Annotated in this window: 14 protein-coding genes; 8 read left to right on the forward strand and 6 right to left on the reverse strand. The window is 59.7% G+C overall.

Features of this window, described 5'->3' with window-relative positions; translation table 11 throughout:
- Positions 1 to 2 precede the first annotated feature (2 nt).
- Positions 3 to 1,346 (forward strand): phosphoglucosamine mutase, encoded by a 1,344-nt coding sequence (glmM, locus tag V8J85_RS01300; RefSeq protein WP_339951444.1) that lies wholly within the window; start codon positions 3 to 5, stop codon positions 1,344 to 1,346.
- Here the strand turns inward: glmM and V8J85_RS01305 are convergent.
- Positions 1,343 to 2,236 (reverse strand): DMT family transporter, encoded by an 894-nt coding sequence (locus tag V8J85_RS01305; protein WP_339951446.1) that lies wholly within the window; start codon positions 2,234 to 2,236, stop codon positions 1,343 to 1,345. The genes glmM and V8J85_RS01305 overlap by 4 nt on opposite strands.
- Positions 2,237 to 2,251: 15 nt before the next feature.
- Positions 2,252 to 2,587 carry an NIPSNAP family protein gene (locus V8J85_RS01310; protein WP_339951448.1) on the reverse strand — a complete coding sequence of 112 codons (336 nt, stop codon included), beginning with the start codon at positions 2,585 to 2,587 and terminating at the stop codon, positions 2,252 to 2,254.
- A 76-nt stretch (positions 2,588 to 2,663) separates the two neighbouring features.
- On the opposite strand from V8J85_RS01310, the gene V8J85_RS01315 reads away from it, so the two are divergent.
- Both V8J85_RS01315 and V8J85_RS01320 read left to right on the forward strand, forming a co-directional pair.
- Positions 2,664 to 3,344: an ArsR/SmtB family transcription factor gene (locus V8J85_RS01315; RefSeq protein WP_339951450.1), complete on the forward strand. Its 681-nt coding sequence runs from the start codon at positions 2,664 to 2,666 to the stop codon at positions 3,342 to 3,344.
- 123 nt (positions 3,345 to 3,467) lie between these two features.
- Positions 3,468 to 3,629 carry a hypothetical protein gene (locus V8J85_RS01320; RefSeq protein WP_339951452.1) on the forward strand — a complete coding sequence of 54 codons (162 nt, stop codon included), beginning with the start codon at positions 3,468 to 3,470 and terminating at the stop codon, positions 3,627 to 3,629.
- Between the two features lie 66 nt (positions 3,630 to 3,695).
- Here the strand turns inward: V8J85_RS01320 and ilvC are convergent, their stop codons facing one another.
- Complete coding sequence (gene ilvC, locus V8J85_RS01325) at positions 3,696 to 4,718, reverse strand: ketol-acid reductoisomerase (RefSeq protein ID WP_339951454.1); 1,023 nt, start codon at positions 4,716 to 4,718, stop codon at positions 3,696 to 3,698.
- A gap of 128 nt (positions 4,719 to 4,846) precedes the next feature.
- Here ilvC and V8J85_RS01330 point away from each other — a divergent pair, with 128 nt between their 5' ends.
- The 4 genes from V8J85_RS01330 to V8J85_RS01345 all read left to right on the forward strand — a co-directional run bounded on the left by V8J85_RS01330 (position 4,847) and on the right by V8J85_RS01345 (position 7,757).
- Positions 4,847 to 5,302, forward strand: coding sequence for an Lrp/AsnC family transcriptional regulator (locus tag V8J85_RS01330; protein WP_339951456.1), 456 nt, complete (start codon positions 4,847 to 4,849; stop codon positions 5,300 to 5,302).
- Positions 5,299 to 5,757 (forward strand): Lrp/AsnC family transcriptional regulator, encoded by a 459-nt coding sequence (locus V8J85_RS01335; protein ID WP_339951458.1) that lies wholly within the window; start codon positions 5,299 to 5,301, stop codon positions 5,755 to 5,757. Before V8J85_RS01330 ends, V8J85_RS01335 begins: the two co-directional genes overlap by 4 nt.
- A gap of 4 nt (positions 5,758 to 5,761) precedes the next feature.
- Entirely contained in the window at positions 5,762 to 6,562 is an 801-nt protein-coding gene (locus V8J85_RS01340) for a GGDEF domain-containing protein (protein WP_339951460.1), read from the forward strand.
- A 64-nt stretch (positions 6,563 to 6,626) separates the two neighbouring features.
- On the forward strand, positions 6,627 to 7,757 hold the full coding sequence (locus V8J85_RS01345) for an aminotransferase class V-fold PLP-dependent enzyme (protein ID WP_339951462.1): 1,131 nt from the start codon (positions 6,627 to 6,629) through the stop codon (positions 7,755 to 7,757).
- On the opposite strand, the gene V8J85_RS01350 is transcribed toward V8J85_RS01345, so the two are convergent.
- Positions 7,754 to 8,947: a UbiH/UbiF family hydroxylase gene (locus tag V8J85_RS01350; RefSeq protein ID WP_339951464.1), complete on the reverse strand. Its 1,194-nt coding sequence runs from the start codon at positions 8,945 to 8,947 to the stop codon at positions 7,754 to 7,756. The two genes, V8J85_RS01345 and V8J85_RS01350, sit on opposite strands and share 4 nt — an antisense overlap.
- Positions 8,948 to 8,985: 38 nt before the next feature.
- Entirely contained in the window at positions 8,986 to 9,633 is a 648-nt protein-coding gene (locus tag V8J85_RS01355) for a pyrimidine 5'-nucleotidase (protein WP_339951466.1), read from the reverse strand.
- Positions 9,634 to 9,732: 99 nt separating this feature from the next.
- Between V8J85_RS01355 and V8J85_RS01360 the strand changes: the two genes are divergently transcribed.
- On the forward strand, positions 9,733 to 10,386 hold the full coding sequence (locus tag V8J85_RS01360) for a GntR family transcriptional regulator (protein ID WP_339951468.1): 654 nt from the start codon (positions 9,733 to 9,735) through the stop codon (positions 10,384 to 10,386).
- On the opposite strand, the gene V8J85_RS01365 is transcribed toward V8J85_RS01360, so the two are convergent.
- Positions 10,320 to 12,236, reverse strand: a complete 1,917-nt coding sequence (locus V8J85_RS01365; protein WP_339951470.1) for a glycosyltransferase family 2 protein — start codon at positions 12,234 to 12,236, stop codon at positions 10,320 to 10,322. The genes V8J85_RS01360 and V8J85_RS01365 overlap by 67 nt on opposite strands.
- Positions 12,237 to 12,274 lie beyond the last annotated feature (38 nt).

Raw genomic sequence — 12,274 nt, forward strand, 5'->3', positions numbered from 1 at the left:
TCATGACACGCAGATTCTTTGGGACAGATGGAGTACGGGGTGAGGCGAATGCCTTTCCCATGACGGCTGATATGGCGCTCAAGGTCGGGGCGGCCGCTGGGCGCTATTTTCGGCGCGACGGATCCGCGGCGCATCGGGTGGTGATCGGCAAGGATACCCGGTTGTCGGGCTACATGTTCGAAAACGCGCTGACCGCCGGTCTTACCAGTACGGGGATGAACGTTTTTCTGTTGGGGCCGATCCCGACGCCAGCGGTCGGGATGCTGACGACATCATTGCGCGCCGATGTCGGCATCATGATCTCGGCCAGCCATAACCCGCACCACGACAATGGGATCAAATTCTTTGGGCCTGACGGGTTCAAACTTTCGGACGAGGCAGAGACCGAGATTGAAGCGTTGATTATGGGTGAGGTCGAACCCGCGCAGGCGCAGAATATCGGCCGAGCAAAGCGCATTGATGATGGCCGCTTTCGCTATGTGGAACGGGTCAAGGCGACGTTTCCGGCGGGCATGCGGCTGGATGGGCTGAAGGTCGTGATCGATTGTGCGAACGGCGCGGGCTACAAGGCCGCGCCCGAAGCACTATGGGAACTGGGCGCGACCGTCATTCCCATCGGTGTGGCGCCCGATGGTTTCAACATCAACGAGGGCTGCGGATCGACCAGCACCGCACTGGCAGCAGAAACGATCCTGCGAGAAGGGGCGGATGTGGGCATCTGCCTTGATGGTGACGCAGACAGGGTCATGATCCTGGATGAGACGGGGCAGGTCGCCGATGGCGATCAGGTCATGGCACTGCTTGCCAATCGATGGGCGGCGCAGGATCGTTTGAAGGGCGGCACGCTGGTGGCAACGGTCATGTCGAACCTCGGCCTGGAGCGGTTTCTGACGGGCCAGGGCCTGCGGCTCGAACGCACAGCTGTCGGCGACCGCTATGTCGTCGAGGCGATGCGCGCGAATGGCTGGAACCTGGGCGGCGAACAATCCGGCCACATCGTGATGACGGATTATGCGACGACTGGTGATGGGCTGTTGGCCGGGCTGCAGTTTCTGGCCGCGATGATCGAGACGGGGCAGCCCGCCAGCGCACTCAGCCACAACTTTGACACCGTACCGCAGATGCTGAAAAACGTGCGCTATGTTGATGGCAGCAGTCCACTGGAGGCCGAAAGCGTGCGCAAAGTGATCGCTGATGCTGAGGACCGCCTGGCCGGGAAAGGGCGCTTGTTGATCCGCAAATCAGGTACAGAACCCTTGATCCGGGTGATGGCCGAGTGCGAAGATGACGGACTGCTTGCGCAGGTCGTTGACGGAATCGTGGCCGAGGTCGAGGCTGTGGCTTAGAACAGTCGCCGCAAGCTGCGCCATTGGCTTATGGCGAGCCCGCACAGGATCAAAGCCAAGGCTGCGAAAAAACGCCATGGCAAAACCTCGTTCAGAAGCCACACGCCAAACAGCACCGACCATAGCGGCACCTGATAGTTGACTAGCGTCATAAAAACCGTCCCGGCGGTGCGGATCGTGGCGACGCGGATCAGCGCGGCCAGCGCGGTGGGGACCAGCCCCAACAGGATGATGGCGAGGGTCGGCAGGGATTCCCGCGGTGAGGGCACGCCTTCGACCAGCAACATCAACGGGATCAACGCGACGGCACCGACGCAAAGCAATATGGCGGCCATCGTGATCGGGTCGATCGGGGGGCAACGGCGGGTCATGACGCTGGAAATGGCATAGGACATCGCCGCTGCGATACAGGCAAGCTGCCCCCACGGCTCCAGCCCCGCACCGATGCGCAAAACGCCCGGGCCGATCAGAACCAACGCGCCGACAAAGCCAAGACTGACACCGATCGCATTGCGCGCGTTGAGCTTTTCATCGGTAAACATGTGGGCCAGGGGCAGCACGAACAAAGGCAGCGCCGCCATCGAAATACCGGCAAAGGCCGACGGTACGAATTGCTGCCCCCAGCTGAGCAACGCAAAGGGCAAAGCGGTGTTTAAAAGGCCGATCACGACAAGATAGCGGATCATCCGCCGGGACATGTCGGGCCACGGTCGCCGCATGACCCACATCAGGGCTAGCAGGGCCAGCGCCCCAAGGGTGGTGCGCGCGCAGGCGACGGTAAATGGCCCATAGCCGCGCAAGGCGACGGAAACGACCATGAACGTCCCACCCCAGATCAGGCCAAGTGCAGCGATCGACAGCCAATTCGCCGGGGTTGGATGGTTTACCATGATCAAATCGGTCCTTTATGCGTCGTTGCCGTTCTTGTCCCCATGCGGCGTGGAAGCCAAGCGCAGAAATGTGCGCTCCTCGCGCAGGATGAATTTTTCCCTCTGAGCGAAGGCATAGTTTTCCTGTCCGATCGGATCGGCGGCGAGCTTTTGGCGATATTCTTCATAGACCGCAAGCGACGGGATGTTGTAGATGCCGTAGGCCAGCGTCGTCGATCCTTCGTGCGGGGCAAAATAGCCGATCAAATCCGCGCCATTGCGCGGGATCGCCTGGCCCCAGTTGCGGGCATAGGTTTCGAATTGCGCCTTCTTGGTCGGGTCGATGTGGTAGCGAATGATGCAGGTCAGCATGTGGGTCCTTTCCTTATCTGTGATCAATTCAAAATATCCTATTGGTTGGCGTAAATGCTTCGACTAAGATCGAAGTATGAAAGAAGGACCACCCATCGCCCATGTCGCCAGCCTGATCGGGGATCCGGCCCGGGCCAACATGTTGACCGCCTTGCTGAGCGGGAAGGCCCTGACCGCGACCGAGCTGGCGCATGAGGCGGGGGTCAGCCAGCAAACCGCCAGCAGCCATCTGACGAAACTGCTGGACGGGGCATTGCTGCAAATGCGCAAACAGGGACGGCACAAGTATTTCGCCCTGGCGAATGCAGATGTGGCATCTGTGCTCGAGTCGCTGATGGGTCTTGCCGCATCCGACAGCGCGCCGCGCACACGCACGGGCCCCCGTGATGTGGCGATGCGCCATGCACGGGTGTGCTACAACCACCTGGCCGGAAAATGCGGTGTGCAGTTGTTCGAAAGCCTCCGCAATCGCGATTTTGTGGGCCAGGACGCTGAACAGATCACCCTGACGGATCGTGGCCGCGACTTCATGCGTGACTTCGGTATCGATATCGACGCATTGCAGGTGCAGCGCGCGCCGCTCTGCCGAACCTGTCTGGATTGGAGCGAACGGCGCACGCACCTTTCCGGATCATTGGGCCGGGCGATGCTGGCGCGGATGGAAGAACTGCGCTGGATCAAACGCGACCCCGACAGTCGGGTAATCCTATTTCAAGGCGAAGGCGCAGCGGCATTCGCGCAGACGTTCAGGATTTGACCGTCCCCTTGCGTTGTCTCACATCAAAGGCGGCGTCCGGCGCGGTGTTATGTTCGTGTCCCGCCGGAACGAAAGTCGGGTCGGAGCGTTTTGAATATAAGTAAAAACGGAAAGGAGTGTATCATGAGTAGTGGTTATCTCATTGCCGCATTGGCCCTTGCCACGATGGGTCTGGCTATCGGATTTACGATGTGGAGCAAGAAACGGACCGAAGAGCGGTTGCATAAGGACGCACCGAAGTCATCCTTGGCAAAGGATGGTCCTGGCCCGCAGCCGTTTCGCTGAATATAAAGGCCCGGTTTCCACCGGGCCTTTATGATCGGGAACGGGCCGAAACCCACCTTACTCAGGTTAATTCTTGGCCTTGTCGACCATCTTGCCGTCAGAAATCCACGGCATCATCGCCCGCAGTTTCTCGCCCACCTGTTCGATCTGGTGTTCATCGTTGATCCGACGGGTCGCCTTGAAGGATGGCTGACCTACGGCGTTTTCCTGCATAAAGTCACGCACGAATTTGCCGGTCTGAATGTCGGTCAAAACATCCTTCATCCGCTTCTTGGTTTCATCATATGGCAGGATGCGCGGGCCGCTGACATATTCGCCGTATTCGGCCGTGTTCGAGATGGAATAGTTCATGTTCGCGATCCCACCTTCGTAGATCAGGTCGACGATCAGCTTTACCTCGTGCAGGCACTCGAAATAGGCCATTTCGGGCTCGTACCCGGCCTCGACCAGTGTTTCGAAACCCATCCGGATCAGTTCGACCAGACCACCGCACAGCACGGCCTGTTCACCAAACAGGTCGGTTTCGCATTCCTGACGAAAGTTCGTTTCGATGATGCCAGAGCGCCCGCCACCGATTGCGGAACAATAGGACAGGCCAATTTCCATCGCCTTGCCCGAAGCGTCCGTGTCAACGGCCACAAGACATGGCACGCCGCCACCCTTGGTGTATTCACCGCGGACGGTGTGGCCCGGGCCCTTGGGTGCCATCATGATGACATCGACACCCGGCTTGGGTTCGATCAGACCGAAATGCACGTTCAGACCGTGGGCAAAGGCGATCGCGGCGCCCTCTTTAAGATTGTCATGCACGTATTTCTTGTAGGTTTCGGCCTGCAATTCGTCGGGCATGGTGAACATGATCAGGTCGCACCAGGCTGCGGCTTCGGCGATGCCCATGACTTTCAGGCCTTCGCCTTCGGCCTTCGCGGCCGAGGGCGATCCCTCGCGCAGGGCGACGACAAGGTTCTTGGCGCCTGAGTCGCGCAGGTTGAGGGCGTGGGCATGGCCTTGAGAGCCGTAGCCCAGAATGGCGACTTTCTTGTCTTTGATCAGGTTCACATCGCAATCGCGATCATAGTAAACGCGCATGGTTTATCCTTTCTGCTGGTTTGGTGCCGTGGTAGCGCGGAGCAGTGTATTTGGGCAGGTTGGAATTTTGAGTATTTTTCGCAAGATGATGATTGTTATGCGCAAACAGACGAATTATCCATATTCTTATGCTTGATGGTGCCGATCGCGCGATTTTGCGCCAACTACAGTCTGATCCGACCCTGACCATGCCGGAATTGGCCGACCGGGTGGGCAGCACACCTGTGCGGGTCACGCGGCGGGTGGATCGGATGATGGATGCCGGTGTGATCACCGGGCAAGAGGCGATCATCGATTGGCAGGCGCTGGGATATGCGGTGCAGGTGTCTTTGCGGATCACGCTGGACAAGACCGTCACGCGGGCATTCGACGATTTTCTGGCCGCGGCGCGGGCGGTGCCTGAGGTGTTGGAAATCCAGACCTTTCTTGGCCGCGTCGATGTACGCCTTTCCCTGATCGCAAGGGATTTGCCTGATTATCAACGGCTCTACCGCGACCGGATCCTGACGCTGCCGCATATCGCGGACATCGAGGCGCTGATGGATGTGGCCAATGTGAAATCGGATCGGACCATTCCGCTATGACCTTGGACGATATCGATTGGGCAATCGTCTCGGCGCTGCAGAAAGACGCAGCGCAACCGACGACACGATTGGCGAAGAAGTTAGGGCTGAGCCAGCCTGCCACATGGCGGCGGATCAAGCGGCTGCAAGACAGCGGCGTGATCACCGGGCGACGGCTGATGCTGGATCCGGCAAAGGTCGGCTTTGGGGTGACGGTATTTCTGGGGGTCAAGCTGGCGGCGAAGGGTCGGGTCAGTCTGGAGGACTTCGAGCGCGCGATCAGCGGCATCCCCGAGGTTCAGACCGTTGACCACGTGCTGGGCCTTTATGACTATCGGCTGAGGGTGATCGCCCGAGATCTGGCTGATTTCGAACGGGTCCTGCGGCGGCGTATCATGACCCTGCCCGGTGTCGGCGATGTCGAGGCTAATGTGCTGCTGAGCGAAGAAGGACGGCCAGGTCCGATCCCAAAGTAACTGGATGCTCATCTTTTCCGTCTATTCTTACGGCATGCAAATGAAAGGATATGTACGGCTGATGCATCGGGCGTTGCAAAGTTGGGCTGGTGTCGTGCTTGCTGCGGCACTGACGACAATGGCGGCCGTGTTGGTCGCCACTGCGCTCGCATATATTTTGTATCCGTCCGGTGCACTTGCCGACGCGATGTTCCTGACACCGATCATTACGATCACGACTGCATTTCCATTCTGTATATTTGTCTGGGCGCAGGTGCGGGACAAAATCCGTCTCAGCACCAAGCTCCAGCATCTGGTCAACCGCGATCGCCTGACCAACGTGGCCACGCGCGATTACTTTTTCCGCAGGATGGCCAGCAGGCCCAAATCGGACGGAATCATGCTGATGGTGGACATCGATCACTTCAAGCGGGTCAATGACACGTACGGCCATGTCGCCGGCGATGCCGTCATCCGTCATGTCGCGCAGATTCTGGTTGCGCAGACCCGGCGCGATGACATCGTGTGTCGTTTCGGCGGCGAGGAATTCATGGTCTTTCTGCGTGATCAGGACCTGGATGATGGTTTTGCAGTAGCCGAACGAATGCGGGCTGAAATCGCGACGGCCATGGCGAAATCCGGCGACACTCAGATCCCGGTGACAGTGTCCATTGGCGGCGCGATCAAGGAACCGGATGCGGATGTTGCTGTGGTGATCAGCGTCGCCGACGCGGCTCTTTATCAAGCGAAGCGCGACGGCCGGAACCGGACGCATTTCGCTGATCCGCGCGGGATAGAGGCAGCGCCGCAACAACGCGCAAGCTGAATCGGCCTTTGTTTCCCTGCCATGATCCGATACGCTGCAAGCCTCTGATCTGGGGAGAGTGGCAATGCATGACGGTGGTTTTTCAACGGTTGATCCGGATGGCCTGATGGAGTTTTCGGTCGTGTTCACCGACCGATCACTGAACCATATGTCCAAACGATTTCAGGGGGTGATGAACGACATCTCCGGGATGCTGAAAGAGGTCTATAAAGCCGATCACGTGGCGTTGATCCCTGGTGGCGGCACCTATGGGATGGAGGCCGTCGCCCGTCAATTCGGGCGGGATGCGCATGCCTTTATCGTCCGTAATGGCTGGTTTTCGTTCCGTTGGACGCAGATTTTCGATGCAGGCCAGTTCACTGCAAAGACGACGGTCATGAAGGCGCGGCAGGCGGGCAACGATACGCGCGCGCCCTTTGCGCCCGCCCCGATCGAGGATGTCGTCGCGGCGATCAAGGATGCGAAACCCGATGTGGTGTTCGCGCCGCACGTGGAGACATCCGCCGGGATCATCCTGCCGGATGAATACGTAACGGCGTTAGCCTCGGCCGCACATGAGGTCGGCGCGCTGATGGTGCTGGATTGCATCGCGTCCGGCTGTGCCTGGGTAGATATGAAGGCAACCGGCGTGGACGTTCTGATCTCGGCCCCGCAAAAGGGGTGGTCGTCGACGCCATCGGCCGGGTTGGTCATGATGTCTGACCGTGCGGCAGAAAGGTTGGCGGCGACGACGTCGAATTCTTTCACCGTCGACCTGAAAAAGTGGCACAACATCATGCAGACCTATGAAAATGGGGGCCACGCCTATCATGCGACGATGCCGACCGACGGGCTGTTGGCCTTCCGTGACACGATGCTGGAAACGCGGGAATTCGGGTTCGCGGCACTGAAAGAGGCGCAGTGGAAACTGGGCGATGCGGTGCGCAAGGCACTGAAAGACAAGGGCATTCGGTCGGTCGCGGCGGAAGGGTTCGGTGCGCCCGGCGTCGTGGTCAGTTATACCGATGACCCGGATATCCAGAACGGGTCGAAATTCGCGGCCGAGGGCATGCAGATTGCAGCAGGTGTACCCCTGCAATGCGACGAGCCCGATGATTTCCGTACGTTCCGGTTGGGTCTGTTCGGGTTGGACAAGCTGTATGATGTCGATGCAACGCTGGCGCGGTTGTTGCCGGTGCTGGATCGGCTGCTCTAGCCTTTTGCGCCAAGCCCCAGCTGCATCACGGCGCGTCGGATTGGGGCGATGTCATGCAGGGCGGTTATGCCCCGCGACCGGAGTTCCTGCATGAATGGATGGCCGGCGATAGAGGTTCGGTTCAGCACATCGATCCCGGTGACCCGCAGTGCGATATCGGCACGACGCGCGCGTTCATAGGCGCTCAGCATCTTTTCATTCCCCAGTCCGGCCGGGTCGTTTTGTGCCAATTCCAATAGCGTCGCCAGGTCTTTCAATGACATGTTCAGGCCCTGCGCGCCGATTGGTGGCATCACATGCGCCGCCTCGGCGACCAGAGCTGTACGTTGCGCAGTCAGCGCCTTTGCGGTTTGGCTGATGATCGGCCAAATGGTGCGCTTGCTGGCCAGTTTCAATGGCCCGTAATGATAGGCCGCGCGTTCGTTGGCCGCGGCTTCAAAGTCTTCATCCGGTAGGGCAGCCAAACGCTGCGCCTCGGCCCCATGTTCCATCCAGACAAGGGCGGAACAGGGCTCGCCGTTGTAATCGGGCAGGGGCACCAGCGTGAACGGACCGCCGGAATTGTGAATTTCGGTCGAGATGTTTTGATGCGGCGCATCGTGTGTGAGGGCGCAGGTGACCGCTTTTTGCCCGTAACGTCGGGTGCGCACCCCAATACCGGCGGCCTGCCGCACCGGCGATGATCGCCCATCGGCGCCGATCACCAAACGGGTCTGTATTCGGCTGCCATCGGTCAGCGTCACGATAGCCGTCTCAAGCCGGGGCAGCATGGCCGAAAAACCGACGCCGGGGCGAAAATCGACGTTCCGCAACGCATCCAACCGCCCGACCATCTCGCGACGGAGCAGCCAGTTGGGCAGATTCCAGCCAAAGGGCTTGTCCGAGATATCGCTGGCGTTGAAGTCGCGGATGACTGGCGGGTTTGCCGCCGCATCCATCATACGCATGACTTGCAAAGGTGTCGCATGTTTGGCAAGACGCGGCCACAAACCGGCGGTTTCAAGAAATCTCTGCGCAGGTTGCAGGAACGCCGTCGTGCGCAGATCCGCCCCGTCTGCATCCCGTTCCATCACCGGCGGCGTCGGATCGACGATGACTACATCGAACCCCGCAGCCCCAAACGCCGCTGCGGCGGTCAACCCGGCGACACCGCCGCCAGAGATCAGAATATCGGTCTTGGTCCGTTGCATATCAACGACATAAGCGGGTCTATTGCCGTGGAAAAGGTCTAGCGCACGGCCTGCGACAAGAAAGCCGCGAGATCATCGGTGTGATGGTGGATATGGTCGTCATACGCGCCGACAGGATGCACATGCACTGTGCGCATGCCCATGGCAAACGGCACGGCGAGATTGCGCGCCTCATCCTCGAACATGGCGGCCTTTTTCGTGACGACGCCGTCTTTTGTAAACACGGCGGAAAAGGCATCCTGCGTCGGTTTCGGTTTGAACGCGGCGTGTTCGACCCCGTAGACTGCATCGAACAACCGCGTCAGGCCACGCGCGGCGAGAACCCGTTTCGCGTGATTTTCCGATCCGTTGGTATACACGATGCGGCGGCCTGGTAGGGCTTTGATTGCATTGATCAAATGCGGATCGGGGGCCAGGTGCGAGATATCGATATCATGCACGTCGGCCAGAAAGTCATGCGGGTCGATATCGTGTTCGACCATTAGCCCGGCAAGCGTGGATCCATGCGTTTCCCAATAGTCGATGGCAAGCCGCCGCGCGCCAGGTTCATCCAGCCCGGTCAGTCGCATGACATAGGCGGCAAACCGAATATCCATCAGCCCGAACAGGTCCGCCGAGGGCGGATAGAGCGTGTTGTCGAGGTCGAAAACCCAGGTGTCGATATGTACGAAATGCTGCGCGACCATGGCCGGACCCTAGGTGTGGGCGGGGCCGTGCGCAATGTCTTTGGCTTGATCCACCAGCCGGGACAGGCGTAAGATCAAGAGGTTAACAGAAAGCAACCCATGCAAGACCAGCGCAATTCCCAAAAAGACGCCTATGCCCTTATCCTCGAGGCGATCGATAGCCACGTCTACACGCCCGGTGACAGGCTGGTCGAAAGCGAATTGGCCGAGCGCTTTGGCGTGTCTCGCACGCCCATCCGTGAGGCCCTGCAGCGGCTTGAGACGCAATCGCTTTTGACCCGCGACGGGCGGTCGCTGATCGTCGCCTCGCTGGATCATTCGCAATTATCCGAACTTTACGTGGTGCGCGGCGAGCTTGAAGGGCTGGCCGCCCGACTTGCCGCCCGCCACGCGACGCCGGAAGAGGTGAAAGTGCTGCGCGACATGCTGGAGGATGATCGCAAGCTGGTGGACGACCCCGCGGCACTGAGCCGTGCAAACCGCCGGTTTCACAAGCAGATTCACCTCGCGTCCCATAATCGTTTTCTCGTGCAGCAGCTTGATCTTGTTCACCGGTCCATGGCGCTTCTCGCCACGACATCGCTTGCGGCGGAGGGTCGTGGCGAAGGTACGTTGGAAGAACATGCCAAGATTGTCACCGCGATCGAGGCCGGGGATGGCGATGCGGCCGACCAGGCGTTGCGCGATCACATCTCTGAGGCGTTTGTGACCCGCCTGAAACTGGACGCAGCGGCGGTCGAAGCGGCGGAATGATTGCGCCAACCTTTGGGTAGCAAGACCCCGTGTGCCGTCTTGTCCCAATAGAACGGCCGCGCCGCCAATTCATAGATGCCTTTGTACGCTGCGATTGCAGCGAGCGGAAAATAGAATTGCAGGCTGAGCGCCCATGGGATCAGCCATGACTTTCCCGCCTTGCGGGCGCCAATCGCGGCGCAGGCAAAGCGCACCAGTTCAGACACGACGAACAACCCGACGATCGCCCAAAATATGCCCTTCGGCACCATATTTCCGAGCGGATGTTGCACACCGAACGGGATGATCCAAAAGCTCCACAAGAGCGGGGCGAGCAGGAATTGCGACAACGTGCCCAGCAGTAATAATTGCAGTCCCCAAAAGCGCCACGCGCCCAGATCCCGCCATAGCTTGTAAGGATTGCGCATATGCACACCATAGGTGATCGCATAGCCTTTCAACCAGCGTGACCGTTGTTTGATCCATGGCCAAGTGCGCCCGTTCGCCTCTTCCTCGGTCGTGGTGTCGATCAATGCGGTCCGATAGCCGTGACGGGCAAGCCGCACCCCAAGGTCGGCGTCTTCGGTGACGTTGTGGGCATCCCAACCGCCGAGTTTCTCCAATACATCGCGCCGGAAAAACAGGGTCGTGCCACCCAGGGGGATGACCAGGCCAAGCCGCTGCAATCCCGGCAGCACCACCCGAAACCAGGTGGCGTATTCAAGGCTGAAACAACGGGTAAGCCAGTTCACGCGGCTGTTGTAGTAATCAAGCGTTCCCTGAAGACATGCGGTCTGGGGTCCGGCATTGGCAAAGTGATGTGCGACCTTGTGCAACTGATCCGGTGCTGGCGCATCTTCGGCGTCCCAGATTCCGATGATGCTGCCGCGCGCGAAATCAAGCGCATAATTCATGGCGCGCGGTTTGGTTTTTATGGTGCCCTTGGGTACGACAACCGGCCGCATCCACGTGGGCAGGATCGTCCTGCCCAATGTCGTTCGGGTCGTCACATCGTCGGATTCCAGAACGATGATCACGTCCAGCAATTCACGCGGATAGTCGAGCGCCTTTAGCCGGGTGAGCAAATGGTCCGCGATAGCGGTTTCGTTGTAAAGCGGCACCAGCATCGTGATGACGGGCAGCCGAACCGGTGTGACATCGTGTTGTTGTGGCGGTGGTTTTCGCAGGCTCATCCAAATGATCGTAGCCTTGAGCGCCGTGTCGCAGGCGAGGATCAGGATGGTCCAAAGGGCAAGTGCGCCAAACAAGGCCGCGGGGGCCTGCCACATCGTCACCGCCGACAGGGCAACGACAATGGCGCCGACGAAAGCGGCCCTGCGATGGTTCCAGCTGCGACAGCTTTCGGTCGGGGCGGTCCGCGCCTCTGCCTTGTCGACCAGTGTCGGACCGCAAAGCGCATTGATTGTCCGGATCAACTGCTCTTCGGTCGTCAGCGCCATCCGGTGCCGCCCGAAACAGGCCTGCAACTCTGGTTCGAAATTGACGAATTTCTCTGGCCGGGTGGTGAGGATGATGGTCGTGCCGCCGATCTGCCGCCATGGCATCAATCCCGTCCGCAGACAGTGCTGCGCCCCGAACCGCCGGATCAGGGCGATGTCGGGCGGTTGGCAGGTCGGATCGATCCGTTGCGCGCCCGCTTGCTCTGCCAGGATCGTGGCGATGGAAAGCTGTGAAACACCGAAACGGCGACAGTAAATGTCGGCAAGCGATACGCCGCGTTTGCCGGCATCGTGCTCGGCTGCGCAGGCCATGTCGTACGAGATATGGGCCCCTTGCAAAAGCCCGCGGCTGAGCGGGTCTTGTGGCCCACCTTCGCCCGCTGCCTTGTTGTCCGTGCTGATCAGTTGCATTTCACCCTCGCCACGTCGTTCGAGACCATGGCGGAACG

The organism is Yoonia sp. 2307UL14-13, assembly GCF_037572755.1.
In the GTDB taxonomy this organism is placed as follows: domain Bacteria; phylum Pseudomonadota; class Alphaproteobacteria; order Rhodobacterales; family Rhodobacteraceae; genus Yoonia.